The 26,247-nt window shown below is 45.1% G+C and carries 21 protein-coding genes; 20 read left to right on the top strand and 1 reads right to left on the bottom strand.

Annotation, left to right across the window (positions count from 1 at the left end; genetic code table 11):
* Nucleotides 1–45: 45 nt before the first annotated feature.
* From J2Z65_RS10585 to J2Z65_RS10500, 18 genes are all read left to right on the top strand, one after another.
* On the top strand, nucleotides 46–666 hold the full coding sequence (locus J2Z65_RS10585) for a response regulator (protein WP_167065351.1): 621 nt from the start codon (nucleotides 46–48) through the stop codon (nucleotides 664–666).
* Between the two features lie 390 nt (nucleotides 667–1,056).
* Nucleotides 1,057–1,800, top strand: a complete 744-nt coding sequence (locus J2Z65_RS10580; RefSeq protein ID WP_167065349.1) for a YveK family protein — start codon at nucleotides 1,057–1,059, stop codon at nucleotides 1,798–1,800.
* Complete coding sequence (locus J2Z65_RS10575) at nucleotides 1,784–2,425, top strand: CpsD/CapB family tyrosine-protein kinase (protein ID WP_167065347.1); 642 nt, start codon at nucleotides 1,784–1,786, stop codon at nucleotides 2,423–2,425. Before J2Z65_RS10580 ends, J2Z65_RS10575 begins: the two co-directional genes overlap by 17 nt.
* A 31-nt stretch (nucleotides 2,426–2,456) precedes the next feature.
* Nucleotides 2,457–3,395 carry a UTP--glucose-1-phosphate uridylyltransferase GalU gene (gene galU, locus J2Z65_RS10570; protein WP_167065345.1) on the top strand — a complete coding sequence of 313 codons (939 nt, stop codon included), beginning with the start codon at nucleotides 2,457–2,459 and terminating at the stop codon, nucleotides 3,393–3,395.
* A complete protein-coding gene (locus J2Z65_RS10565) occupies nucleotides 3,364–4,080 on the top strand; it encodes a sugar transferase (RefSeq protein ID WP_167065343.1) in 717 nt (238 codons plus the stop codon). Before galU ends, J2Z65_RS10565 begins: the two co-directional genes overlap by 32 nt.
* A gap of 25 nt (nucleotides 4,081–4,105) precedes the next feature.
* Nucleotides 4,106–5,041 (top strand): glycosyltransferase, encoded by a 936-nt coding sequence (locus J2Z65_RS10560; RefSeq protein WP_167065341.1) that lies wholly within the window; start codon nucleotides 4,106–4,108, stop codon nucleotides 5,039–5,041.
* Nucleotides 5,042–5,049: 8 nt separating this feature from the next.
* Nucleotides 5,050–6,387 carry an O-antigen ligase family protein gene (locus tag J2Z65_RS10555; protein ID WP_167065339.1) on the top strand — a complete coding sequence of 446 codons (1,338 nt, stop codon included), beginning with the start codon at nucleotides 5,050–5,052 and terminating at the stop codon, nucleotides 6,385–6,387.
* Nucleotides 6,387–7,172: a WecB/TagA/CpsF family glycosyltransferase gene (locus J2Z65_RS10550; RefSeq protein ID WP_167065336.1), complete on the top strand. Its 786-nt coding sequence runs from the start codon at nucleotides 6,387–6,389 to the stop codon at nucleotides 7,170–7,172. Before J2Z65_RS10555 ends, J2Z65_RS10550 begins: the two co-directional genes overlap by 1 nt.
* A gap of 10 nt (nucleotides 7,173–7,182) precedes the next feature.
* A complete protein-coding gene (locus J2Z65_RS10545; RefSeq protein WP_240159954.1) occupies nucleotides 7,183–8,676 on the top strand; it encodes an O-antigen ligase family protein in 1,494 nt (497 codons plus the stop codon).
* Complete coding sequence (locus J2Z65_RS10540; RefSeq protein WP_167065333.1) at nucleotides 8,618–9,985, top strand: lipopolysaccharide biosynthesis protein; 1,368 nt, start codon at nucleotides 8,618–8,620, stop codon at nucleotides 9,983–9,985. The genes J2Z65_RS10545 and J2Z65_RS10540 overlap by 59 nt, the downstream gene beginning before the upstream one ends.
* Before the next feature lie 27 nt (nucleotides 9,986–10,012).
* Nucleotides 10,013–10,849 carry a glycosyltransferase family 2 protein gene (locus tag J2Z65_RS10535; protein WP_167065330.1) on the top strand — a complete coding sequence of 279 codons (837 nt, stop codon included), beginning with the start codon at nucleotides 10,013–10,015 and terminating at the stop codon, nucleotides 10,847–10,849.
* Nucleotides 10,833–12,095, top strand: coding sequence for a glycosyltransferase family 4 protein (locus tag J2Z65_RS10530; RefSeq protein WP_240159953.1), 1,263 nt, complete (start codon nucleotides 10,833–10,835; stop codon nucleotides 12,093–12,095). The genes J2Z65_RS10535 and J2Z65_RS10530 overlap by 17 nt, the downstream gene beginning before the upstream one ends.
* Entirely contained in the window at nucleotides 12,064–13,209 is a 1,146-nt protein-coding gene (locus J2Z65_RS10525; protein WP_167065327.1) for a glycosyltransferase family 4 protein, read from the top strand. The genes J2Z65_RS10530 and J2Z65_RS10525 overlap by 32 nt, the downstream gene beginning before the upstream one ends.
* A 30-nt stretch (nucleotides 13,210–13,239) precedes the next feature.
* Complete coding sequence (locus J2Z65_RS10520; RefSeq protein ID WP_167065324.1) at nucleotides 13,240–14,340, top strand: glycosyltransferase; 1,101 nt, start codon at nucleotides 13,240–13,242, stop codon at nucleotides 14,338–14,340.
* Between the two features lie 4 nt (nucleotides 14,341–14,344).
* On the top strand, nucleotides 14,345–15,676 hold the full coding sequence (locus tag J2Z65_RS10515) for a UDP-glucose dehydrogenase family protein (RefSeq protein ID WP_167065320.1): 1,332 nt from the start codon (nucleotides 14,345–14,347) through the stop codon (nucleotides 15,674–15,676).
* Between the two features lie 41 nt (nucleotides 15,677–15,717).
* A complete protein-coding gene (locus J2Z65_RS10510; protein ID WP_167065316.1) occupies nucleotides 15,718–17,088 on the top strand; it encodes a sugar phosphate nucleotidyltransferase in 1,371 nt (456 codons plus the stop codon).
* 186 nt (nucleotides 17,089–17,274) lie between these two features.
* The gene (locus J2Z65_RS10505; protein WP_240159952.1) at nucleotides 17,275–18,717 is read left to right on the top strand and encodes a glycosyl hydrolase; all 1,443 of its coding nucleotides are present in this window, start codon (nucleotides 17,275–17,277) and stop codon (nucleotides 18,715–18,717) included.
* Between the two features lie 19 nt (nucleotides 18,718–18,736).
* Nucleotides 18,737–21,346 (top strand): discoidin domain-containing protein, encoded by a 2,610-nt coding sequence (locus J2Z65_RS10500; protein ID WP_167065310.1) that lies wholly within the window; start codon nucleotides 18,737–18,739, stop codon nucleotides 21,344–21,346.
* A 72-nt stretch (nucleotides 21,347–21,418) separates the two neighbouring features.
* Here J2Z65_RS10500 and J2Z65_RS10495 read toward each other — a convergent pair whose 3' ends face one another.
* Nucleotides 21,419–22,102 (bottom strand): MBL fold metallo-hydrolase, encoded by a 684-nt coding sequence (locus J2Z65_RS10495; RefSeq protein ID WP_240159951.1) that lies wholly within the window; start codon nucleotides 22,100–22,102, stop codon nucleotides 21,419–21,421.
* Nucleotides 22,103–22,464: 362 nt separating this feature from the next.
* Between J2Z65_RS10495 and J2Z65_RS10490 the strand changes: the two genes are divergently transcribed.
* Both J2Z65_RS10490 and J2Z65_RS10485 read left to right on the top strand, forming a co-directional pair.
* The gene (locus J2Z65_RS10490; RefSeq protein WP_167065307.1) at nucleotides 22,465–23,634 is read left to right on the top strand and encodes an asparaginase; all 1,170 of its coding nucleotides are present in this window, start codon (nucleotides 22,465–22,467) and stop codon (nucleotides 23,632–23,634) included.
* A 21-nt stretch (nucleotides 23,635–23,655) separates the two neighbouring features.
* Complete coding sequence (locus J2Z65_RS10485; RefSeq protein ID WP_167065304.1) at nucleotides 23,656–26,223, top strand: asparaginase domain-containing protein; 2,568 nt, start codon at nucleotides 23,656–23,658, stop codon at nucleotides 26,221–26,223.
* Nucleotides 26,224–26,247: the final 24 nt, after the last annotated feature.

The following is a 26,247-nucleotide window of genomic DNA, read 5'->3' as shown; positions in this document are numbered from 1 at the left end:
AAGGTCATATAGGCAATTCCCATTCAAACGAAAGCAGGTGGAACTTTGAAAGTTGTTATCGTAGATGATCATCCGTTGGTACGTAGAGGGTTGTCAGCTGTGCTAAAGCTTGAAGCAAACATCGAAATTTCTGGTGAATCGGAAACGGTGGAGCATGCATTGGAGTTAATCAAGGAAACGAAACCGGATTTGGCTATCGTGGATCTTAAGCTGGGGCAACGCTCTGGTCTTGAAGTGGTTGAAAATATTAAGGATACATCGTGCCGAAGCATTATTTTGACTTCATCGACTTTGGAGCAGGATGTAAGAAGGGCAGAAGCTGTAGGCGCGGATGGTTATGTACTTAAAGAAGCGCTGCCAGAGGAATTGCTTTTGGCCATTAAATTGATTTTCAAAGGGAAAAAGTATTATGATCCAGGTCTCATGGAAATGTTGTTTAAGAAAGAGGAAGAGGACAGCTTCAGCAAGCTAACGCCAAAGGAGCGAGAAGTGTTAATTGGTCTAGGAGAGGGTTTATCCAATCAAGGAATGGCTAAGAAATTAATGGTCACTGAGTTTACAGTCAAGAAGCATGTTAGCCAAATTTTAAATAAGTTGTGTGTCAACGACCGTACACAAGCGGCTTTGTTAGCGCAATCCAAAGGATTAGTCAGCGGTTTTCAGTGAGCCATTACAGCAAATATGGTCCGAAAGTATACCATCGCTTTATTACATATAACCAAGAGTGGATACACGAAATAGACCCAAAAATTATAATATCGGGTAATATCATAATTTTGGGAATTCATTTAGTATTTGACTATAACCAACTAACTGACAAAAAGCGGCATTCTTCATTCCATTTTGAGGGTAGAGTGCTTCAACTAGCTGGCAGGCTAGTTATCACCGTCGAATTGAGATTGTAGAATGCTCTGTATAAAGGAGTGATTGAATGTCGTTTCGATAGGTGGGGAAGAGAGAAATAAAACGCTTTCATTACAAACATCTTAACTGAAACTAGTAGGAAAAGCAAGACTGTATTTCCTCGATTTTTAACTATTTTTTCGGGAGGGTACCATGGAGAAATCTATCTTAGATTACTTTGTACTCATTCGCAAAAAGTTGTGGATGATTGCACTTTTCGTTCTTCTCTCGTGCCTGACAACTTTCTATGTCAGTAAAACTTTTGTTGAGCCTGTTTACAAGGCGAACACACAAGTGCTGGTAAGCAGTACGTCTAAGAGTGAAGAAGCGATAGATTTGAATGATGTGTCGATGAACTTGAATTTAATTGAGAGCTACAAAGAAATTATCAAGTCGGATCAGATCATTCAAACGCTTCTGCAGAGTCATCCCGAATTCGGATTGACGCAGAAAGAGCTGCTGAAGAACTTGAAGGTGAGCTCTACAGATAAAACACAAATTATCAAGATTGAGTTGGAAGATCCTAGCTATGAGAAAGCGGTAGTGATAACCCAAGCACTTGCGGATACGTTTATGAGCAAAGTGCCATCCTTGATGAATATGAACAATGTAAAAATACTTTCTAGCTCAGATGTGGCTGTAAAGCCTTTACCGGCAAATGCCAGTATCGTAATTAATTTGGCTTTGAGCTTTATTTTATCGGCGATGGCAGCCATTGGTGTGTTCTTCTTTTTTGAAAATATCAATGATACGATTCGCTCTGAAAAAGAGGCTGAATATATTGTGGGCCTTCCCGTTCTTGCTTCCATCGGGACGATAAAGAAAGGCAAAGCGACAACAGCTTCGAAAGCGCTGAGCAGAGAGGTAGGGGAACAGACGTATGTTACAGCTAAGTAATGTGCTTGTGGCTGAATTAGATCCCATTTCGCCAGTTTCCGAATCCTATCGCTCGTTGCGAACAGCGGTGCGCTTTAAAAGGGTTGTGCCGGCTGGTCAAGGGATCGGAATGGTGCTGATGATTGCATCTCCCAAGGCGCAAGAAGGCAAGACGACCACGCTTGCTAATCTGGCGGTTACCTATGCTCAGGAGGGCAAATCTGTCGTAATCATTGATAGTAATTTGCGCCAACCAGCGCTGCATAAGATTTTTGGAATGACGAATACAAAAGGATTGCTCCACTTTTTTCAAAAAGGACTTAACGTAGATGATGTCATCACACCGACTGGGATCATCGGGCTTGATCTCATCGTTGCCGGCGGTCAACCGGTAAATCCGTCAGAATTGGTTGGCTCCTCCCAAATGATGGACCTGATGAAACAGCTGAGGCAGCGATACGAGGTTATCCTCATCGATTCACCGTCAACGCTTGATTATACAGATGCTAGTTTGCTCACTGAGTATAGTGATGGTGTACTGCTAGTCACTAAGAACGGTAGAACGAAGCGCGAATGGGCGAAACAAGCGAGAGCTCAGCTCGAACAGTCCGGGGCCCGCATGTTAGGTATGGTTTTCAACCAATAATTGAATATGTACGCTTAGGAGGATGAGAAGGATGAAGACGGTCAAGAAAGCAATTATTCCGGCTGCGGGTTTAGGAACGAGATTTCTGCCTGCCACGAAAGCAATGCCCAAAGAGATGCTCCCAATCATCAACAAACCAACTATTCAATACATCGTGGAAGAAGCCATCGAATCCGGTATCGAAGATATTATTATTGTAACCGGTAAAGGGAAGAGAGCGATCGAGGATCACTTCGACAATGCGTTTGAGCTTGAAAACAAGCTGATGGAAACAGGGAAGCTGGAGCTTTTGAAGGAAGTTCAGCGTTCCTCCAAAGTAGAAATTCATTATATTCGTCAAAAAGAACCCAAAGGTCTTGGACATGCCGTCTGGTGTGCAAGAAGGTTCATTGGGAATGAACCGTTCGCTGTGCTTCTTGGCGATGATATTGTCACAGGGAAGGTACCCTGCTTAAAACAGCTGATTCAGCAATTTGAATTATCAGAAAATTCTGTTATTGGCGTGCAAAAAGTTCCGCCTGAACTAACGAATCGTTACGGTATCATTGATCCAGGTGAGCAAAATAACCGCCTTTATCAAGTGAAAGATTTTGTGGAGAAACCGAAATTAGGTACAGCCCCTTCCAATCTTGCCATTATGGGGAGATATGTGTTCTCTCCTAAAATCTTTGAATTTCTGGAGCTTCAGGAGAAAGGCGCTGGCGGTGAAATTCAGTTGACCGACGCGATTCAGAAGCTTAATCAGATCGAACGTGTACTTGCGTATCATTTTGACGGCATTCGATATGATGTGGGTGAACGACTCGGTTATATTCTTACAACGATGGCTTTCGCACTAGAGAGCAAAGATCTTCGGCTGGATGTGCTTGACGCAATGGCTTCACTTCTCATAGAGGAGCAATACGCACCTATCTTGAAGCACTTGGGAGGTGAAGATTATGAGCTTGCGCGAACTGCAGGAGGAATATGAGTACTTAGGATCTCAGAATATTACCTCAAAGCGCTACTATTCTTCTGCTGCTACGAGATTACAGGAAAGAAAGAGTATAACTACGTATTCTTTTATGAAGCGTATGCTGGATATTATTCTATCCCTGGCAGGAATTATTTTCTTGATACCGTTATTTATTATTGTTGCCATTTGCATCAAGGTGGAAGACCCAGGGGGCTCCGTCTTCTTCAAACAAAATAGAGTCGGCAAAGATGAAACGTTGTTTCCCATGTATAAGTTCCGCTCGATGGTGTCTAACGCGGAAGCGTTGAAGCAGCAGTTAATGAGTCAAAATGAAGTTGAAGGCGCGATGTTCAAAATGAAGAATGATCCTCGTGTTACACGCGTCGGAAAATTACTGCGTAAAACGAGCATAGATGAGATGCCACAATTGTGGAATGTACTTATCGGAGATATGAGCTTGGTCGGGCCTAGACCGGCTTTGCCAAGTGAAGTTAGCGAGTATACGTCATATGAGAAGAAGCGCTTGACTGTAACACCTGGTTGCACGGGATTATGGCAAGTAAGCGGACGAAGTAATCTAAGCTTTGAACAAATGGTAGAGCTTGATTTGACGTATATCCGTGAAAGAAGCGTTTTCTATGATTTAAAAATAATGACGAGAACCGTTTCGGTTCTTCTCGGTTCCAAGGACGCCTTTTAAAAAAAAGTAGGAAAGGAGTACCGCTATGGTGCATAATCAGCCGAAACCGAGGGTATCCATTGTCATCTGTACCTATAATCGCGCGAATTTGCTGCAAATGACGCTGGACGCGCTGCCTGCTTTAGCTGCAAGAGAGAAGGCTGAGATTCTTATTGTGGATAACAACTCCACGGATCATACGCGTGAGATAACCAAGTCATTTGCCCTTCGTCAAGCCGGGGTAATGAGCGTTCAGTATGTATTTGAACAAACGCAAGGCTTGTCAGCTGCGCGAAATAGGGGGATACAAGAAGCAAAGGGTGATATTATCGCCTATCTCGATGATGATGCTGTTCCTTGTTTGGAGTGGATTCGCACGATTGTGGACACCTTTGATCATCGGCCTGACGTTTGTGCCATAGGCGGTAAGATTCGTCCGAGGTTCGAAAGCGAGAGGCCGGCATGGCTGATTAGCGCGCTTGAACTTCCTTATACGATTGTAGATCGGGGAGAAGCTGTGCATGAATATCCGATAAATAAGCATCCCTTCGGTGCGAATATGGCTATTCGGAAATCATTTCATGATACCTATTTGTTTCCAACTGATCTAGGAAGGAAGGGGACGCTCCTGTTGTCTGGAGAAGAGTCTTGGCTTTTCGAGCAGATGAAGCAGGAGAGGAAGAAGATTCTTTATCAGCCTTCCATGGTTGTTGATCACTTCATCCCCGACAATCGGTTAACGAAGGATTGGATCAAGCGGCGCTATTATTACCAAGGGGTTACGAACGGCTCCATGCCCAAAGGATTTATAAGTAAGTCAGTTTTGCTCTGTAATGTTGCTTGCAGGCTGCTCTACATTGCTGTAGATGCCTTGTTCGCACATACAGAAGGAAAGAAATTACTCATTGCTTGTCGCATGCAAAGCATTAAAGGCACACTAATCACGATGCGTAGTCGTGTGAAAATGCGCTTAACAGGGTGAGGATATTTATGTCGGCTCTTTCAATACAGCTCAAGAAACCGATGTACTATGCTGTGTTCTATGTACTGTTTGCAGTGATGATGGGCATAGCAGCTGTTTATCAACCTCTGATCAGTATGTTGGGATTGGGCGTATTTTTCTTATGTATGTATGCCATCTACCAACCGGAAAAGATGAGTTATCTTGTCCTGCTTTCAACTGCCGTCTCCATTAACTACATTGTGGAAGCGAATGTCCCTGGACTGGAGATCCTTTCTCTTTACAAGCTTGGGATTCTAATTCTACTAGTTCCCTGTATGCTGCAAAACGGACTCCGGTTGAAGTTCATCTATCCTATTGCAGCTATTGCCGGCATGTTATTCCTTACCTTCTTTTTCTCAGAGTGGCATCCAAGGCTGACGCTTTCCATCACCTTGAAAGCATTCATCGGACTAGCGCTCCCTTTCTTTTTTCTCATGATCAAATGGAATAAAGAATCGGCGCAAAAGCACATCCGGATCATTTGCCTGCTGCCACTCGTAAGTGTAGGGGTTGGGGCGATCCTTCAGTTGGCTCATCTGTATGCGTTTCTCAATGTGGAGTTCACGGGAGCGATTCGGGTGCAAGGGGCGAATATCGCCCCCCATTTGGCGATGCTAGCTTTTCTGGGCATAACCGTTGCATTAATTGAAACCAAACGCAATCCGCTGCATGCCAAATTCTATTATTGTACGCTGGCTGCAAACTTTGCGATTCTGATCGCTACGGGCACTAGAGGACCTATACTCGCCATGCTGGCCATGGCTGCGTATTATTTCTTCGATATGGTTAGGCAGTATATCAAAGGGAAGCTCATTTTATTAATCCCGCTGATCTGTTCCTTGGCCTTGATTAGTGGAGCCGTCTATGTGCAGTGGGACAATATGACAAAGCGTTCATTCGAACGCCAGACCGGCACAGGTATCGATTTGTCAGGAAGAACGGAGGCGTGGAACTACTTTTTAAAAGGAGTGAAAGATTCCCCGCTGGCAGGTAGAGGGCTTGGCGCGGTTACTGTAGCGAATGACGGAAGTTTATACAGCGGCTTTGTGGTTCCGCATAACGAATACATTCGATTTTATTATGACGCTGGTTATATCGGCTGCATCCTGTTGTTTTTATCATTACTCGTCTTATTTAGAATGATTTATCGAGTCATTCCGCAGAGAATTAAAGTTTATTATGCAGCATTCATTCTGGCGTTCTTTCTATACTCCTTGTCGGATAACACGTTATCCACGATTCAATTCATCATTCCTTTTTGCTGGTATTTGAATGGTTTGTATATTCTCTCGACGACAAATTCGAAAAAAGAAGATGTGATCTGATGAGTAGAGTGACTATGTTCGATGTTCATTTTGATAATTATGATTTTCTGGACTTGCTTGCCTATATGGATGAGGTCATTCGCCAGAATCATCATTCTTACATTTTAACCTGCAATGTCGATCATTTAATTAAGCTCAGAAAAGATGCTGAGTTTCAAAAAGTATATTCGGATGCGGGGGCCATTGTTGCGGATGGCATGCCCATTATATGGGCATCTAGGATGCTGCGTAAACCGCTCAAGGAAAAGGTATCCGGATCTGATTTGTTCGCCAAATTAGGTAAAGCTTTCGCAGAGCGCCAATATAAGCTCTTTTTCTTAGGGTCTGCAGTTGGAATTCCGGAGCAAGCGGTTAAGAATCTGAAGCTCATATTTCCAAATTTGAATATTGTGGGTTGTTATTCACCCTCCTATGGCTTCGAGAAGAAAAAAGAGGAGAATGAGCGTATTGTTCAAATGCTGATTGATACACAGCCAGATATCGTGTTTGTCGGCGTTGGCGCACCGAAACAAGAAAAGTGGATTTATCAAAATTATCTGCAATATAAAGTGCCGATTTCGATAGGCGTTGGCGCAACGTTCGATTTCATTTCGGGCACCGTAAAGCGCGCCCCGAACATTATGCAGAAAACAGGATTCGAGTGGTTTTGGCGCCTTGCTCAAGAACCACGAAGGTTGTGGAAGCGTTACTTGGTACACGATGCGATGTTTGCGGTCCTGCTATGGCGCGAGGTTGTTAAGCAGTTCAAGCTGAAACGGGAGGGGACGGGAATCAATAGTGGATGATTTCAGCAAAATGAGTAAGCCCCCTTTGATCATGACACAGACGGGTCGCATGACAATGCTATTCGCTGCAATGGCTTTGGCCGTCTCCGTAGTCATTGGTTATTCAAGTGCAACTCTGAATCCTGATCTTAGTATGCAAATTGCAATCTTGTCTATGCTGCTATTTCCTGCCTTTGTATTGGCTTTATTCGATTCACGCCGATTAATTCCATATATCCTGCTGGTCTGGGTTATTTGCCCGGAGATCCGTAGAATACAGGATTGGATGGAAGGAACTTACCATTCGGTTTCGTTATTAAGTATTGCTCCTTTGTTAACAAGTGCTGTGCTTATTATTCCAATTCTGGCTAAGTTTCACCAGATGGAATCTAGAATCTACAAGCTGCTTATTTATATGGCAATCGTGCTGCTATATGGCTGCCTAGTTGGCGTAACGAAGAATGGGAGCGGGACCTTTTACGATTTAGCGAATTATGTGATTCCGTTGTTGTTAATTCCTTATGCCGCTTTAAGCGAATTAGACAATAAAGCGTTGGACCGTTTAATTGTTGCTTTCTCTAATACCGCCATCCTAGTCGCTGTTTATGGCATTATTCAATATATCCTCGTGCCTCCATGGGATGCATTTTGGATGAATCATGTGGAAATGACGTCGATTGGCCACCCTCTTCCCTTGGAGATCAGAGTATTCTCTACGCTGAATTCCCCTGGACCTGCGGGTATGTATATGGGAACTGCGCTTGCCCCGATGATTCTGGAAAAAAGATGGCGGGGACCGTTAGGCTGGATCGGTATTATCCTTGTTACGGTTGGACTGCTGGTCACGTTAGTCCGCTCTGCTTGGGTCATGCTATTCATCGATATCGCGATTTATACAGCTGTATCAGCCGGCAGACAAAAGTGGAAACTGATTGCTCAATTAACAGCTGTTATTGGGGCTATGTATGTCATCATCCCGAAGCTGCCGGGTGCACAAGGTCTTATCGCTCGATTAGACACGATGACGGCCATTCAGGATGACCACTCTTATAATGAGAGGCTCGATTTCTTTCATACGGTTTTCCCGATGATGTTTTCGAAACCGCAAGGATTAGGGCTAGGGAGTATTGGTGTAGGCACCAAGCTAAGCAACGGAGGAGCATTGGGGGAATATGGCATTTTTGATAATGGATTTGTTGCCATTTTTCTAACCTTTGGCATTCTTGGAGGCTTGTTGTTCCTGTGGACTCTATGGCTTGTCACCCGTTATCTGTTATCTCAGAAAAAACAGCCGGGCGGTATAACCGCTTACGGCAAGCTGGGACTTTCCGCTCTGCAAGGAAGTATCGTTTGTCTCGTTTTTGAAAATGGATATACGGGTTTGAAAGGCTTTCTATTATGGATGGTCGTAGGAATTGGAATTATGGCGCACCGAACGATCGTTCAAGAGAGGAGGCAAATTTCGGATGCAGCAGCCAGTCAACTTGAAATTAGTCCGCATAAAGCCTCTATTCGGCTTCATTAAAGCTTTCTTTTCCAGCAAAAGTCATTTGTCATCTTCCGTTAAAACGATGTTTTTCAGTGTGCTTATCTTAGTGATCAATATGCTTACAGGCATTTTAACAGCGCGATTTCTTGGGCCATCCGGCCGAGGAGAGCAGGCAGCTATGGTTTTATGGTCACAATTCCTAGCTTTTAGTTTCACATTTGGAATGCCCTCCGCCATTATTTACAACGTGAAAAAGAACATGAAGGATTCCGCCAAGCTTTATTCGACCGCTGTTCTCATGGGTTTGACAGCAGGCTTGCTTGCGATGTGCTTAGGGATATTGGTTTTACCCTATTGGCTCCGATCGTATTCAGACAGTGTAGTCCTATTCTCGCAATGGTCCATGGCTATTGTACCTCTAATCGTCTTGTCGCAGATCAATAATGCAATGATGCAGGTAAGAGGCGAGTACAAACTATTCAACCGTCTGCGATTTCTTATTCCGCTGAGTACACTCATCGGCCTTGCTCTGCTAATCCTGACTAAAACCATGACTCCTTACACGTCAGCTGTAGCTTATCTCGCTCCGGCGGTTCCCTTTTACATATGGACGACTGTTCGTTTGCTTAGACAGTATCAATGGGTGATCAAGGATATTTATCGCTCCTTTCAGACATTAATCAGATATGGTATTGGATCCTACGGCAACGATTTAATGGGCAATGTATCCTACTACATCGATCAAATTGTTATTATCGGGCTGCTGAATCCCACTGAACTTGGACTTTATGCGGTAGCGGTAAGTCTTTCCCGTGTGGTTAATATTTTCTCAACATCCATTATCGTGGTGCTGTTTCCCAAAGCGTCCGGCTTGCCCAAGGATAAAGTCGTTGATATGACGTTCCGTGTATACAGGATCAGCACATGCGTGGCCTTGTTATGCTCTCTGATGATCATGCTGGTTGCTCCTTTCGTTATGCCTCTCTTGTATGGCCCTGATTTTAGAGAAGCCATTAGTGTATTTCGAATGCTGCTTCTTGAAGTGTCCATTTCAGGTGGAACAATGGTCTTGGCTCAAGCGTTCATGGCTTTAGGCAAACCCAAGATCGTTACAATTTTGCAAGGATTAGGGCTGCTAGTTGTTATCCCATTGCTGACAGTACTTATTCCAAAGTTTGGACTCGCCGGTGCGGGAATGGCCATTTTGTCATCGGGTATACTGCGATTTATCTTTATTTTAATCAATGTCAAATTCACCTTGAAAACGAAACTTCCTAGATTACTGTTGAATAAAGAGGATATCCGTTGGTTGCTTTCAGCAATAACAGCATATAAGGCCAAATAATTGGACATTGGGGGAGGGGCGAACGAAATGAGTCGCTATCGTGACGCTGTGGGAGTGAATCGAATTTCTGTTGTCATCATTGCGCAAGACGATGAATCGAGAATAGCGAATGCGATCGCCTCCTGCAAGCCTTTTGCAGACGAAATTGTTGTAGTCGATGGCGGGAGCAAGGACGGAACCGTTCGGGTATCCGAGCAATTAGGCTGCAAAGTCTATGTGAACGCATGGCCAGGTTACGCAAAACAGCGAATCTATGGCAGTGATCGTGCTGCACATGACTGGATATTCGTAATCGACACGGATGAGGTTGTTAGTGAACAATTATCTACTTCCATTCTGAAGCTGAAAAGTGGACTATCCGATCCGAGTAAAGCTTATTCGGTTCTGCGGATTGGAGACTTTCTAGGACGCTGGATGGGGAAAGGTGAGAAGCTCGTCCGATTGTATAACCGTACACAAATTCAGTATAAGGAAAGTCTAGTGCATGAAACACCGAATGTGGCGAATGAGGATGTCATATTTGTGCCAGGTGTCTTATGGCATTACGGTTTCCGCAGCATTCACGATCATATTCAGCGGTTTAATAAATATACCGATCTGGAGGCAGAAGGCGCAGTGGCAATGGGAAAAAGATTTAGTCTGCTGCGGATGCTCGTTCGTCCTCCCTTACGCTTTGTTCAGAAATATATCGTCCATGGCCTGTACAAAAAGGGAATCCCAGGACTTGCCGTGGCACTTTTCTGGGGGGTATATGAATTCCTGATCTGTATGAAACAGTATGAGCTTGGATTAGCTCGTAAACGTGTGAAGCAGTCCAAAGATGGGTCAATTAAGGAGGGGAAAGCTTATGCAACGATACAATGATTTACGAATCTTGTGCACCGGAATGGGCTGGCCCTCTGCTCAGCCAGGCGGATTAAATACTTATTTCAAGCATATATGCGAAAGCTTAGCTGCACATCATGAGCTTGAAGCATTGGTATGCAGCTCAAATAAGCCCGAAGTTAAAAGCGGTCTTCGTGTCACCAATGTGGCTGGTACTGATTTGAAGTTGAGCAAAAGGCGTGATGCTTTTCGCAAGCAAGCCGCAGAAATAATGAACGGGCAGCATGTTGATGTCGTTTATTCTCACTTTGCTCCTTACAGTCTGGGTGTGGCTATGGAGGCCAAAGCGCGAAATATTCCAGTTGTCATGACATTTCATGGTCCGTGGAGTGAGGAAATCAGGCTTGAGGGTAAGGGTTTGAAGCATCGGTTTAAAACAATGATCGCAAAAAGCTGGGAGATGAAAGCTTACAGGCTGGCGGACGCATTCATCGTGTTAAGTGAAACTTTTCGCGATATTCTTCATCGCCAGTACGGCGTCCCGCTTGCCAAGATACACATCATACCTGGCGGGGCTGACGTAGCTCGATTTAAGCCAGCTGCGAATCGTTCATTAATAAGAAAGAAGCTGCAGCTGCCGGAAGGGAAAACCGTCGTGTTGACTTTGAGAAGGTTGGTCAATCGAATGGGTCTGCTTCAATTGCTGGAGGCTTGGAAAGAGGTTGTACGTTCAAAGCCAGATGCAGTGCTGTTTATAGGCGGCAAAGGTCCGCTGCAAGCTGAACTGGAGAGCCGAATTGCCGAGTATGGGCTCCAGTCTAGCGTTAGAATGTTGGGTTACATCCCTGATAGTGAGCTTGCTGATTACTATCAGGCAGCCGATCTGTTTGTTGTACCTTCTCAAGCTTTAGAGGGCTTCGGATTAATAACCGTAGAAGCGATGGCAGCCGGGGTTCCGGTCATGGCAACTCCGATTGGAGGGAACCGTGAAATTCTTGAGAAATACCGGCCTGATATGTTGTTTGCGGGAACTAGCAGTAGGGATATAGCCTCAGGATTAACTCGTATATTGAAGCATCCTGAGTTGTGGCCTACAAGTGAGCAGTGTAGGAGTCATGTGCTAGAGCATTATACGTGGAAGAAAGTTTCCGAGCAGGTGAATGAAGTATTTCATTCCGTTATTGATCTTGATAGTCATGTCTACGTCAGGAATCAATCGGTTGCGGCAAGGAAGAGAGGAGGACGTGAACAAGATGAGAGTAGCTTATCTGGATCATACCGCTAGATGGAGCGGGGGAGAAGTCGCACTTTATAATCTCATTACGAATTTTGGCAATGAGATTGATCCGCTAGTTATTGTGGCTGAAGAGGGAGCGCTTGTTGATCGGTTAAGGGCTAAGGGGATTGATGTTCGCGTTTTACCTTTAAGTGATAAGGTGCGTAATCGCAATCGGAATGCTGTGAATTTTCAAGCGGTATCGGCTGCATTTGAGCTTCTGAGCTATGGGAAGAGGGTAGCCAAATTACTGAAAGCAGAGAAAGTAGCTTGTGTACATACGAATTCGTTGAAATCAGCCTTTTATGGGGCTGTCGCTGCGAAATGGGCAGGGATTCCACTCATCTGGCATATCCGGGATCATATTGGCGTTCCGTATTTGAAACCAATCGTTGCGCAAGCGATTCGCTTGATGTCCCGATTGCTGCCTAACGGAGTGATAGCTAATTCAAATTCTACGTTGAATGCTTTGAACTTGCCGAAGTCCAAGAAAACATTAGTTGTGTATTCGGCGTTCGCGAATTCCAAAACCAAAGGCCTGACGATCGTCGAGAAAGCATGGAGAAAGCCTTATGTCGTCTTACTTGTTGGCCGATTGGCGGAGTGGAAGGGACAGCATATTCTGCTCGAAGCGGCTAAATCTTTTCTACCTGACGAGCAGGTTCACTTCTGGTTAGCCGGGGATGCCCTGTTTGGCGAAGATGCCTATAAGAAGCAGCTGCTGCAGCAAATCGCCGATAATCAACTGAACAATGTCACCTTACTAGGTCATGTTGAAGATATTCAGGCTTTAATGCAGAAAGCGGACCTTTTGGTGCATACTTCCATCACACCTGAACCTTTCGGTCAGGTTATTGTTGAGGGCATGGCTGCCGGTTTGCCGGTTATTGCTTCTAACGAAGGCGGTCCAACTGAAACTGTAGTACATGGTGAAACAGGGCTTCTCATTACACCAGGGAAACCAGCCGTGCTTGCTGATTCAATTCGCTATCTGCTCGAGCATCCTGAGGAACGACGCCGAATGAGTGAGAATGGCATCAAGCGCGTGGAGCAACACTTTGTTATCGAACGAACCGTTACCCAAATCACTCATTACTATGCAGGTTTCATCGCTAATTCGTGATGACCGCTTAGAGAGTAAAGGATGGATCAAATGAAAATAGCAATTGCGCATGATTATTTGGTTCAAATGGGCGGAGCCGAAAGAGTTGTTGAAGTCTTTCACCAAATGTACCCGAGTGCTCCCATTTATACGACCATGTTTAGCAACAATCGTCTGCTCGATGAACTGAGAGATGCGGATATACGAGCCTCCTGGTTACAAAAAATGCCCGGTGGAAAGAGCCATTTTAAAGAAATGCTACCTCTATATCCGTTTGCGATTAAGGATTTTGACTTTCGAGAATTTGATATTGTGCTTAGCTCAAGCAGCGCCTTCATGAAGAGCATTCAGGTGCCGAAGAATACGTTTCATCTCTGTTACTGCCATACCCCGATGCGCTTCGCTTGGGATTATGACACCTATATGGAGCGGCAAACCAAATCTAGTGTAATGAAGCGTCTTCTAAAGATTTATATTGATCAGCTCAAGCAATGGGATCAAAAAACGTCTGCGAATGTGAATCAGTTTATTGCGAATTCCTCGGTCGTCAAAAACCGCATACGAAATTATTATCAACGCGATTCCGATGTTATTTTTCCGCCGATTAATACAACTCGTTTTCACAGCTCGTCTAGCATTGATAATTATTATTTGATTGTATCGAGACTTGTGTCCTATAAACGAATTGATCTGGCTGTAGAAGCGTTTAATCGAAATGGACTGCCTTTGCACATCGTTGGAGAAGGTCCTGATCTGATGAGACTGAAGGCAATGGCCAAAGGAAATGTTCGTTTTCTTGGAAGACTGGATGACGGTTCCGTGACCCAAATGATGGCGCAGTGCCGAGCGCTAATCTTTCCTGGCGAGGAGGATTTCGGCATTACACCGCTGGAAGCGAATGCGGCTGGAAGACCCGTTGTTGCTTATCAGGCTGGCGGTGCGCTAGATACGATTGTGCCGCAAGTGAATGGTGTGTTTTTCAAACGGCAAGAGGTCGAGGATTTGCTGCTCGCCATTGAGGAATTGGAAAATCATGCATGGGATGTGAGGAGAATCGTACAGCACGCCCAGAAATTTGATGAGAAAACTTTTATGGACAAATTAAAAATCTACATGGCTAAAGCCTATCAACAATTCAGAGAGGGGCATTGATCGTATGGATATAGCAGTAATCGGAACAGGGTATGTGGGATTAGTTTCCGGGGTGTGCTTCTCTGAAGTGGGGAATAACGTTATCTGTGTGGATCAGGATAAACAGAAAATCGAAAAACTGCAAAATCTGATTTCTCCAATCTTCGAACCTGGCATTGAACAGCTTATGGAGAAGAATCTGAATGCGGGACGGTTAGCCTTTACAACGGATCTGGCTCACGCCATCAGCCAATCTGAGCTCATTATCATTGCAGTAGGCACACCCTCATTGCCTAATGGCGAGGCTAATCTGTCCTATATCGAGCAGGCAGCTATGGAAATTGGGAAGGCAATGAACGGCTATAAAATTATTGCAACGAAGAGCACAGTTCCAGTAGGTACGAATGAGCATATTCAAATGATTATTGGCATGAATACGCAGCACCCTTTTGACGTCGTATCCATTCCAGAGTTTCTGCGTGAAGGTTCAGCGATTGATGATACCCTTCATCCAGACCGAATTGTGCTTGGGCTGGATAACCAGAGTTTGGCTGAACCGCTCACAGAGCTGCACCGTGCCTTCACGGATCAAATCTTCGTCACAAGTATCCGGAGTGCCGAGATGATCAAGTACGCTTCGAACGCTTTTCTAGCGACTAAAATTTCGTTTATCAATGAAATCTCTAATATTTGCGAGAAGGTGGGCGCTGATGTCACGGAGGTTGCCAAAGGGATGGGGAAAGATAAGCGAATTGGTTCGTCCTTCCTGAGTGCCGGTATCGGCTACGGAGGCTCTTGCTTTCCGAAAGACACAGACGCTTTGATTCAAATTGCCGGCAATGTCGATTATGAGTTTCAATTGCTCAAGTCCGTAGTAGAAGTGAATAAATCGCAGCGCTACAAGGTGATTTCTAAGTTGGAAGCTTCTCTTGGCATGCTTAGCGGCAAAGTTGTGGGCATTTGGGGGTTATCTTTCAAGCCAAATACAGATGATATTCGTTATGCGCCTTCGATTGAAATTGTTGAAACCCTGATCCGAGCAGGAGCAACGTTGAAGCTGTACGATCCCATTGCGATGGATAAATTCAGAGAGCGTATCGATCATCCAGCGATTCAATGGTGTGAAAATGCCATGGAAGCGGCAGCCCATGCCGATGCGATTTGCTTGCTAACGGATTGGGAGGAATTCAAAAACCTTTCCTTGTCACAGCTTATTTTCATCATGGAACAGCCTATTCTCATCGATGGCCGCAATGTGTACAGCCAAGAACAAATCCAAGGAACGGGGCTCAAATATTATTCCGTTGGGCGTCCTGATTTGATTGGTGTGTCCAGGCCTAAAGCACTGGTTAGATAATTTGCTTGTATCCAAAATAAATCAAATGGAGCGTGGTTTTCATGAAATTGGTTCTTCTTTCAGGCGGTTCCGGTAAACGACTTTGGCCATTGTCCAATGATTCCAGATCCAAGCAGTTCTTAAAGGTACTTGAGGATGAGAAAGGCAAAGATGAATCCATGGTTCAACGTGTGTGGAGACAGCTGCAGAATACAGGCCTTGGCGAAGATGCGTACTTAGCGACGAACCGCTCGCAGGTCGAAATGATTGTTAGCCAACTTGGCGGAGAAGCTCCTCTTATTATTGAGCCTGAGCGCAGAGATACCTTCCCTGCTATCGCGCTAGCTGCTGCTTATATGTATGATGTGGAAAGTTTACCCCTGAGCACAGTGATCACGGTGTTACCCGTAGACCCGTATGTCGATGAGGCTTTCTTTCAGAAAATTAAACAATTAGAGGATGTTCTATACGAAACAGAAGCGAATTTAGCGCTAATGGGTGTTGTTCCGACGGTTCCGTCTGAGAAATATGGCTATATTGTTCCATCGGAGGAACGCCGAGAAGGGACAGAAGCGCTGGATGTCCAGTATTTTTTCGAAAAGCCTAACCGAGAACAAGCAGCTGTTTTGATTGATCAAAAAGCACTTTGGAATTGCGGCGTCTTTGCTTTCCGACTCGGCTATCTCATTGAGGTCATGATGGATAAGGGAATCCCTATCCAGTACGAGGAAATGCTTAAAAATTATCATAAATTAGCGAAAATAAGCTTTGACTACGAAATTGTGGAAAAGGAAGCAAGTTGTGTTGTCGTCCCCTACGACGGGTTTTGGAAAGATCTTGGCACCTGGAATACCTTGACAGAGGAAATGGGACGTTCCCAAATCGGAACAGGCATCGTAACGACAGATTGTGATAATACGCATTTGATTAATGAACTGGACATCCCTGTCACCGTCATTGGTATCCATGACGCCGTCATTGCAGTGAGCCCGGATGGCATTTTAGTGACGAACAAGTCGGAGAGCCCCCGCATTAAGGAGGTTATGAATAAAATAGAACATCGCCCGATGTATGAGGAGCGCAGGTGGGGACGATATCGTGTAATTGATTACGTTAAATATGCCGAAGATAATGAGGTGCTCACGAAACGGATTCTCGTACATGCCGGTAAAAATATCAGTTATCAACTGCATTATAAACGAAGCGAAGTATGGACCATCGTGAGCGGGGTTGCGGATATTGTCATTAATGACAAACTTTATCAGGTCAAACCCGGTGATGTTGTCCGAATTCCGGAGGGGACTAAACACAGTATACGAGCAATCACGGATGTTGAATTTATCGAGGTGCAAAGTGGATCCGATTTAGTTGAAGAGGATATAGTTCGTATTTGTATGGCCTGGAAGGACATTCCGCTTCACCAATTTATTTAAGTTTTGTTTTGAAACAAAGAACCGCCTTCTGTTCGATTCGGGGAATGGAAGGCGATTCCTTGTTTGAAGGCATAGCTAAAAATAGCAAATAAATACATTTATTGTTGATATGGATTTTATTTTTCAAAGAAGATGGTGACTTTTATTTTGGGAGAGGTGGGTGTACGTAAGAAGGTGGTTTACTTATTGTTCTTACTTTCTTTGTTAGCGCCGAATGTCTTGTTTCAACCACACACCGCTAATGCGTCGTCTGTTCCTATCAATTCACAAGCGACGATCGAGGCTAAGACGGTGCTGCAGCAATTATATACCGTTTCGGGTGTGGGCACGATTAGCGGGCAGCATGATTACCTTGAAAGTCCAGATGAGTGGACGAATCAAATAAAAGGGTGGACAGGTAAATTTCCTGGTCTACATGGCTATGAATTCGGTGCCGTTATGGATCAATCCGAAAGGCAATTGGCGGCGCAAAGACAAAAGGTAGTGAATAGTGCGATCGCATGGAATCAGGCTGGAGGCCTGATTACCATTTCCTTCCATCAGAACATTCCCGGAACGTGTCTGTGCTGGTCAAATGTGCAGAAGGAAATGAGCCAAGCGGATTTTGATAAGTACGTTACGCCAGGCACTCCCCAGTATGCGAAATTGATTGCTGAACTGGATAAAGCGGCAGTTTACTTGGAGAAACTGAAAGAAGCAGGAGTTCCTGTTTTATGGCGTCCTTATCATGAAATGAACGGGAATTGGTTCTGGTGGGGTAAGAAGAACAACTTCTCATCGTTGTGGAATATCATGTACGATCGCTTCGTGCGTGTGCACAAGCTGAATAACCTGCTTTGGGTGTGGAGCCCGAATGCGCCGAATGCCAATGCCGACCCTTATACGGCCACATATCCAGGAGAAAATAAAGTGGATGTTCTCGCGGTGGATATTTATGATAATGATTACCATCCGGATTATTATAAGAAAATAGTCCAGTTGGCGGATGGCAAGCCTGTGGCGATAGGGGAGAATGGTGAGCTGCCAAGTGCCGCTATATTGAAAGAACAACCCAAATGGGCCTATTTCATGACATGGGGCAAGTTACTGTCCGAAAATAATAAAAAAGAAGAGATTCAAACCTTCTACTCGAATTCGAAAATATTTAGTAGAGAATCTTTTCGGCCTATTAAACAACCGCAAATACAGCCAGTCTGGGGAGAAACTAAACATGGCCTGCGAGCGGAATATTTTGATAATAAGGATTTGACCGACCTAAAGGAAACGAGGGTGGATGCCAAGATCGATTTCAATTGGTTGAGCTCAGCACCTTTTCCATCTATGCAAGCAGATACGTTCTCGGTGAGATGGACGGGGAAGCTCGTACCCGCATATACGGAAACTTATCAGATATCTACCCTAAGTGATGATGGGATTCGAGTTTGGGTGAATGGTAAACTGGTTATTGATAGTTGGGTTAATCAAAGTTGGACGGAACGTACTGGAGCCATTGCACTTAACGCAGGCGTACCGGTTGATTTGAAGGTTGAGTATTATGATAATCTGAATGGTGCCGCTGCGAAAATGATGTGGACGAGTCCGTCCCAAGCAAAAGAAATTATTCCAGCAAATGCCCTATTACTTCCTTGAAGGTTGAGAGGTATCTAACATGATGAGATATGTGATTGTGCCATCGGCCTTATTGATCTTACTGATCCTGATTTCGGCCTCGAGTAATTACGGTGCATCTGCAAAAACAGAGTTAGTAAAGGTGATGACAGAATCCAATCAGATCGGCAATCAGATCTGGATGCTAGGCAAACCAAATGATTCCTATTCGGAGTTTGGAAAAGAGAGCGCAGGACAGATCAGTTATACCGTGTCAGCCGACTTAAAGCAGCCGGAGATTTGGAACTCGCTGCCGCAAGGTCTTAATAAATCGTTAAATCCTACATTGTCGATCAACTATTCATTAGCTGAAATACCTGAATATGGGGTTCATTTCCGAGTGAAAATTTTGGATGCGTATAAGTCTGTTCCTCAAATGGCGGTGTTTTCCAACAAAATGCTTTCGGGTATCATCCAGATTGCAGGAGTGGGAGGGACGACTAGCACCTACGCATATAAGAAATTATATGAGCTTTATATTCCTAAGGAGCAGCTGCAGCTGGGAAATAACGAATTGAAGCTGTCAGCCGTCGGCTGTTTGTATTGTAAGTCAGATGAGAATAAATTTCTTTGGTGGAAATGGGACTATCTCTCGCTTGATGCACTTGCTGCACCTGCGTTAGAACCTATTCATGGGCGATATGTGGAATCTGGAACTAAAGTCAGTAATTTGTCATTTTACTATGACCAGGGAGCAGTTAAGCATCTTCCCTATGTATTAAAATGGCTGGGAATTGCGTATAGCGGCAACGTGATGAGAGTGGATTGTGCCACAGATGTAAAAGAGGGATGTTCCGCAATTAAGCCTTATTACGAAACGCTGCGTGATTACAACACACAAGCGGTAGCTCTGCATTTGCATACAGGAAATATTAAGCTAAAAGCGGACGGAACACTGCCAGCAGATGCAGAAAACAAATTACTGGACTATGTGAAGCAGTACGGCTCCCTGTTTCAGTATTATGAGATTGATAATGAACCAGGCTTGTTTAATCGATCGAAAAGCGTGAATCTAGCCATTGCACAATGGCTCAAAACCAACCTGCCAAAGCTGGCTCCTCATGTGAAAACAGTTGCTCCAGGTTGGGCATATGCGCCCGAGTACAGCATGAGAGCGTGTAGAAATCAAAACTCATCAGGAAGATTTAGTTGCGGGGATCCTGATGGCTGGGAAGGCGATCCGAATCAGCGGATGGAGCTTGAAGAGATGACAGATGTAACGAATGGACATGCGTATGGGACCTCTTACGTAAACAATAAGGATGGAAGTTTTGTGGAGAATCTGCGAACCTTTGGAGGATCTGAGGATGGCCTGCAGAAGCTGATGTTGAATACGGAGTACGGAACTTCGGATAGTCATAAGGATCCAAAAGAATATGGCGCGGCAGAGCCGCAATCGGCCGTCTTTGATCGCATTATGCGAGCTCATATCGGTTATGCCGATATGTTTATGCAGCATGCGGCATTTTACCCGCAATATGCCTTGTTTGAGTCGGGGATTGATTTGAATGCACAAAACCCCGCACAGATGAAGATTCATAAGAATTTACTGGAGAATGATACGCGAGTCGGGGTGATGCGGCGTTTAAATCTAGCCTATGCGACGCATGGAAAGCCGCTAATATACGAACTAACCAATAAGTCGGAGCTCTCGGATAAGCTTGTTTATTTTCGGGGAGTAGACACGTCGGCTTTACCCGCACTTCCAGGCTCAGGAGGGAAATCGGATAAGATTTTGCTTAACTTCGTAAATTTTGAATCGAGTACGCAAACGATAGAAGTCAAAGTAACGATGCCTGAATCTGCCATGTTCGAGGGTGAAAGGTTCGGAGCGGGTGATACTTATGAGACGGCTCGTACCTATGTAAGCGGATTGCAGGCAGCGCCTGAGTTAGCATTCAAGGAAACGCTAGGTCCGGGTGAAGCCGTACAGTATATCCTGACGCGAACCGATAGGGTGAAGCCAATTGCACCAGCGTGGATTGAAGCTAAGCCCGCGCCGAATCATGCGATTGAGCTAAGCTGGAAAGAATCTGAGGGAGCAACCAGTTACGATATTTTACGTAAACCAGGTGCGGGTGAGGACAGCTACGAAGTGATTGCTGAGCGAGTGCAAGGTACTGAGTTTGTAGATACGAGTACGTTGATAGGAGACCAATATCTGTATCAGATTAGACTTTCAGGTACAAATGAGATTTCACAACCAGCAGCTGCAACCGCAACAGATAGTGTGGCTCTGGATCGAACGGGATGGGAGGCTACCAGCAGTTCAGGTAAACCTCAGGGTGCGATCGATGGCAACATGTATAGTCGTTGGGACACAGGTGTCGCTCAAGCTCCCGGGCAATTTTATCAAGTGGATATGAAAACTGCGTACACGATCAACCGTATATTGCTCAGGTGCGAGGGCTCGCCTAATGATTATCCAAGAAAATATGAGGTATATGTGTCTACGGATGGGAATCATTGGTCTCAAGCGGTTGCATCCGGTACTGGCTCAAGCGTACTAGACATCCGTTTTAGTCCTCAGTTTGCAAGATTTATAAAGATTGTCCAGACAATGAAAGCAGGGAATTATTGGTCCATTCATGATCTGCAGATTTATGGCTAAGAAATCGAATGAAATAACCTCCAAGTCCACGAATGAAGTGGATTGGAGGTTATTTTTTTCTGGTAACGTTAATTAGCTATTCACTACCGGTCCGGCAGTCACAATTTCTTGCAGACGCTCTTGCAGGTTGTCCGTGCAGACGCCGCCGTGGAATGTGATGATCGCTTCGAGCTCCAGCTCTTGGAACTTAGCAATGGAAGCCAGTGCCGTGTTCTGATCCGGTGTGTAGGCCGGGTTATAGGACTGCAGAACGCCATCCTTCGACGTGAGAGCATCGCCTGCGATTAAGGTTTTGCTCGGGATATGGTAGTAGGAGGTATGGTCCGGCGTGTGGCCTGGCGTATAGATAACTCGAATGCCGCCGGCAAACGGAAGGATATCGCCGTCCCGCAGGGCAACGTCAACCTTGACAGCGGGGGCAAGCCTTTTGCTCTTGACGAGCGGGATTTCCCCAGCCAAGTACGGCACGGCTGTTTCGTGGGCCAGCACTTGGACTTGGTCTCCAAAGGCTTGAACCAGAGCCGGAAGGCTGCCGATATGGTCCATGTCTTGGTGGGTTATGATAATTTTGGTCAACTTCTCGAAAGGAATCGACGATTCCTGGAACGCGGCACGAATCAGCTCTAGTTGGCCGGGGATGCCGGTATCGAAGAGAATGACATCTTGATCGTCCCACAGGACAGTCGGAATGAACGGATTGCTGTTGTTTGCTGCACCTAGCTGAATGGTTGTGATGCCTGAGCCCAATTGAACCAATTCGAACACCGCCTTATTAAGATGGGATACTCTCTCATTATTCCTTTACTTCCGAGGAAAAACAAGTCCTTTCTTCATGTTGCCGGGCTGTCCGAACGGCCGTGAGTTGGTGTTAGGTTTATGATATGTATGTGTTATATTATTGTGTTTTATCTCTAAAATACCAAATTTTCCTTGGTAAACTAAATATTAAATAGATAGATAATATAGCAATATCATGAGGAATTCATCGATAATTATTAATGTAAACGTTTTAATCATTATGTTATGTATTTGATAAATAATATAACATTTAATAGAATTCAATTATGTTTAAACGTTTTAATTTTCGAAAAAATACATAATAATGGAGGTTTTCTTACATGGCATTTATTCACGAAAGTAAGTTCAGCAAAAAGATCCTCATCCCATTGCTTGTCATGGCTCTCTTCAGCATGATGTTGGTATTTATGAATCCAACCTCTGCAAGCGCGGCTGCGGCAATCCCTCCGCTATCTGACAGCAGGAATCCTCAACTGCCTAACGTTGTCGTGATCGCAACCGGTGGAACGTTGGCAGGTAAAGCAACGGATGCAACGAGTTTTCAAACTTATCAAGCAGGAACGTATCTGATGTCTGATTTGGTAAATCAATTGCCTAATAAAGATAAGATTGCTAATGTGAATACCTATCAATTTGGAAACAAAGGATCAGGCAGCTATTCAATGGGAGACTTGTACGACCTTTCACTTGCCGTAGATCAAGCATTAGAAGTATATGATGGCGTGGTCGTTACTTCCGGGACGGACACGATGGAAGAAATCGCCTATTTCCTTGACCTCACGGTGAGAAGTGAAAAGCCGGTAGTCGTCACAGGTGCCATGAGACCTTGGGATGTTATCGGAACGGATGGACCAGCTAACCTGTATAACGCTATTAAGCTTGCAGGCAGTGGAAAGACGAAATCGTTTGGGACTGTCCTTATGCTGAATGATACCATTCAAGCAGCAAGAGAAGTAACCAAAACGAACGCTCACCGCATGGACACTTTTGAAACGCCAATCCTTGGTGCGCTTGGTTACATCGATGAAACGAATATAAGTATCTACCGTGCGACAGCTAGAGCGCTTAAAGCAGGTGAAGCTGACTGGGCGACTCCATATGACCTGAAGACGATTACGAAGGATAAGCTCCCAGCAGTAGAAATCGCTTATGCGTATCAAGATGCTGGAGGCGGTGCGATTAACGGAATGGTAGCCGATGGCGTCAAAGGGATTGTGACTGCTGGTACAGGTGCAGGCGGCATCTCGTCGAAGATGAGCGCAGCACGCAGTAATGCTATCAAGCAAGGTGTGATTTTCGTAACAACGACACGAACTGGCTCAGGTACTATGTACCCTAGTTCAAGTAACGGCATTATCGCTGGGGATAGTCTTAATGCACAGCATGCCAGAATAATGCTTCTACTTTCGATAGCTTTTTCAAGCGACTTTAACGTGATTAAAGGTTGGTTTGGCACTTATGGTACGCAAGATGTGGAAGAGGCATCATAATTCAGCGGGAGGTAAGGTTTAATGAACTATTTCTATCATCCAATTCTCAAAAGAAGCCTAATCCCACTCCTTTTCTTGTCTCTGGTACTCTTAATCGCCGTTTTGTTTATTCATCCTTCCAATGCGGGTGCGGCGGAACCTTCGGGAACTTCATTTCCAATTCCCCCGCTATCTGACAGCAGAGATCCTCAACTACCTAACGTCGTTGTGATCGCGACCGGTGGAACGTTGGCGGGTAAAGCAAAGGATGCAACGAGTTTTCAAAACTATCAAGCGGGAACGTATCTGATGTCTGACCTTATAAATCAACTGCCGAATAAAAACAAAATTGCCAATGTGAACAGTTATCAATTCGGAAATAAAGGATCAGGCAGCTATTCGATGGGCGATTTGTACGACCTTTCACTTGCCGTAGACCAGGCATTAGAAGTATATGACGGTGTGGTCGTTACTACCGGTACGGATACCATGGAAGAAATCGCTTATTTTCTTGACCTCACGGTAAGAAGCGAAAAGCCGGTAGTTGTAACGGGCGCTATGAGACCATGGGACGTCATCGGAACCGATGGTCCAGCGAATCTGTATAATGCCATTAAGCTTGCGGGCAGCGGTAAAACGAAATCATTCGGCACAGTTGTCATGCTGAATGACATCATTCAAGCGGCAAGAGAAGTAACCAAAACGAACGCACAACGCATGGACACATTTGAAACGCCGATTCTCGGTGCACTTGGTTATATTGACGAGACCAACATACGTATTTATCGTACGACTGCGAAACGGTTTAAAGCAGGCCGAGCCGATTGGGCGACCCCATTCGACCTGAAGACAATTACGAAGGATAAGCTTCCAGCCGTTGAAATTGTTTATGGTTATCAAGACAGTTCAGCCGGCGCTATCAAAGGATTTGCCCTAGAAGGCGCCAAGGGGATTGTGACCGCTGGTACGGGCGCAGGCGGCATTTCATCGAAGATGAGCACAGCGCGTAGCAATGCCATCAAACAAGGTGTCATTTTCGTCACAACGACAAGAACGGGTTCAGGCACGATGTATCCAGGCGGTGGCAACGGAATTATTGCTGGAGACAGCCTAAATCCACAGCATGCCAGAATCATGCTTTTACTGTCCTTAGCCTTTTCCAACGATTTTAATACAATCAAGAACTGGTTTGGAACTGTGGGGACTCAAGCTATTCAACTCAAGACGCAAGCACCAGACAATGAAGCTCCGGTGTGGCCGCAAGGCAGTACGCTTGGTGCTGCGAACGTTGGACAGAATAGCCTAACCTTAAGTTGGCCAGAAGCGAAAGACAATATCGGAGTGAAGCAATACCGTATTTATGATACAGGAAGAGGCACGGTGGTTGGAAACGTCTATGCTTCGGTTACTAACGGAGTCTATGCTTCCGTTTCTAATGTCGTCTATTCCTCGGTTACCGGTAACGTCTATTCCTTTAATCTCAGTTCTCTTACAGAGGGTACGACTTACACGTTTAGTGTTACAGCGATAGACGCTGCAGGTAATGAGAGCATTGGGCTAAGCAAGACTATTCAGACCAACTCCCCAAGTAGCTCATCGGGTTCAGGTTCGAGCTCGAGCTCGGGTTCGATTTCGGGTTCGCCGTCCATACCCGACAAGCTGGATGTAACGGTTCCAGCAGGCAGTAAACACAGCGTAAGTTGGAAAGACGCCATATGGATTACCATACCTGAGGGAGCAACGAGTCAAGAGCTTCACTTAACGGGAGAGGCATTAAAAGATGTGAGTGGATTGGTTAGCGATAGCAGCAAGCTTGTCAGTTCTGTTTTTGAGATATTGAAAAATTTCATGCAAAACTTCAACAAGCCGGTAAGTATCTCTCTCTTGTTTGATCCTGCCAAGTTAGGTCCAATTCAGCAGCCGTCCGTTTTTTACTACGACGAAACCAAAAAAGCCTGGATTGAAATCGGCGGAACCGTCAGCGATAACAAAATAACAGTAGAAGTAGAACATTTTACGAAGTTTGCCGTATTTGCAGTGGACAAACCGAAAAGTCCTGAAAGCACGGAAGCTTCCTTCCTGGATACGGCTGGACACTGGGCGGAACAGGACATCAAGAAAGCTGTAGCACAGAACATCATCAGCGGTTATCCGGATGGAACGTTTAAACCGAATGATCCAGTTACAAGAGCTGAATTTGTAGTCATGCTGATGAATGCGCTGAAAGCGGAAAAAATAGGTAAAACATTTGACTTTACAGATAAGCAGCAGATCCCTGTTTGGGCTGAAACAGCGGTGTCTCAAGCGGTAGACATGGGTGTCATTGAAGGCTACGAAGATCAAACCTTCCGGCCGGACAACAGGATTTCCCGCGTGGAGATGGTGTCCATGATCTCAGCTGCTTTACGTACGGCGCCAGCATCGCCGCTGGCAACCGGCTTTGCCGATGATGAAGATATCCCGGCATGGGCGAAAGGCGATGTTGAAAGTGTTCGCTTATTGGGCATTATCGACGGACGCAGCGGTAACAAGTTTGAGCCTGCGAATACAGCTACACGGGCAGAGGCCGTGACGGTACTCATAAAAATGTTGCAACAAGCCAAGAAATAAAATCATTCTCGAAACAGAGTGTTC

Origin of the sequence: Paenibacillus aceris (assembly GCF_017874035.1) — a bacterium.
In the GTDB taxonomy this organism is placed as follows: domain Bacteria; phylum Bacillota; class Bacilli; order Paenibacillales; family NBRC-103111; genus Paenibacillus_E; species Paenibacillus_E aceris.
Note: the sequence above shows the minus strand (reverse complement) of the source record. Positions and strands in the feature narration are given on the sequence as shown.

Bases quoted from the DNA above. Each gene is read 5' to 3' on its own strand.
- J2Z65_RS10580 (WP_167065349.1), top strand. From the start codon at position 1,057: ATGGAGAAATCTATCTTAGATTACTTTGTACTCATTCGCAAAAAGTTG.
- J2Z65_RS10575 (WP_167065347.1), top strand. From the start codon at position 1,784: ATGTTACAGCTAAGTAATGTGCTTGTGGCTGAATTAGATCCCATTTCG.
- galU (WP_167065345.1), top strand. From the start codon at position 2,457: ATGAAGACGGTCAAGAAAGCAATTATTCCGGCTGCGGGTTTAGGAACG.
- J2Z65_RS10565 (WP_167065343.1), top strand. From the start codon at position 3,364: ATGAGCTTGCGCGAACTGCAGGAGGAATATGAGTACTTAGGATCTCAG.
- J2Z65_RS10560 (WP_167065341.1), top strand. From the start codon at position 4,106: ATGGTGCATAATCAGCCGAAACCGAGGGTATCCATTGTCATCTGTACC.
- J2Z65_RS10555 (WP_167065339.1), top strand. From the start codon at position 5,050: ATGTCGGCTCTTTCAATACAGCTCAAGAAACCGATGTACTATGCTGTG.
- J2Z65_RS10550 (WP_167065336.1), top strand. From the start codon at position 6,387: ATGAGTAGAGTGACTATGTTCGATGTTCATTTTGATAATTATGATTTT.
- J2Z65_RS10545 (WP_240159954.1), top strand. From the start codon at position 7,183: ATGAGTAAGCCCCCTTTGATCATGACACAGACGGGTCGCATGACAATG.
- J2Z65_RS10540 (WP_167065333.1), top strand. From the start codon at position 8,618: ATGCAGCAGCCAGTCAACTTGAAATTAGTCCGCATAAAGCCTCTATTC.
- J2Z65_RS10535 (WP_167065330.1), top strand. From the start codon at position 10,013: ATGAGTCGCTATCGTGACGCTGTGGGAGTGAATCGAATTTCTGTTGTC.
- J2Z65_RS10530 (WP_240159953.1), top strand. From the start codon at position 10,833: ATGCAACGATACAATGATTTACGAATCTTGTGCACCGGAATGGGCTGG.
- J2Z65_RS10525 (WP_167065327.1), top strand. From the start codon at position 12,064: ATGAGAGTAGCTTATCTGGATCATACCGCTAGATGGAGCGGGGGAGAA.
- J2Z65_RS10520 (WP_167065324.1), top strand. From the start codon at position 13,240: ATGAAAATAGCAATTGCGCATGATTATTTGGTTCAAATGGGCGGAGCC.
- J2Z65_RS10515 (WP_167065320.1), top strand. From the start codon at position 14,345: ATGGATATAGCAGTAATCGGAACAGGGTATGTGGGATTAGTTTCCGGG.
- J2Z65_RS10510 (WP_167065316.1), top strand. From the start codon at position 15,718: ATGAAATTGGTTCTTCTTTCAGGCGGTTCCGGTAAACGACTTTGGCCA.
- J2Z65_RS10500 (WP_167065310.1), top strand. From the start codon at position 18,737: ATGATGAGATATGTGATTGTGCCATCGGCCTTATTGATCTTACTGATC.
- J2Z65_RS10490 (WP_167065307.1), top strand. From the start codon at position 22,465: ATGGCATTTATTCACGAAAGTAAGTTCAGCAAAAAGATCCTCATCCCA.
- J2Z65_RS10485 (WP_167065304.1), top strand. From the start codon at position 23,656: ATGAACTATTTCTATCATCCAATTCTCAAAAGAAGCCTAATCCCACTC.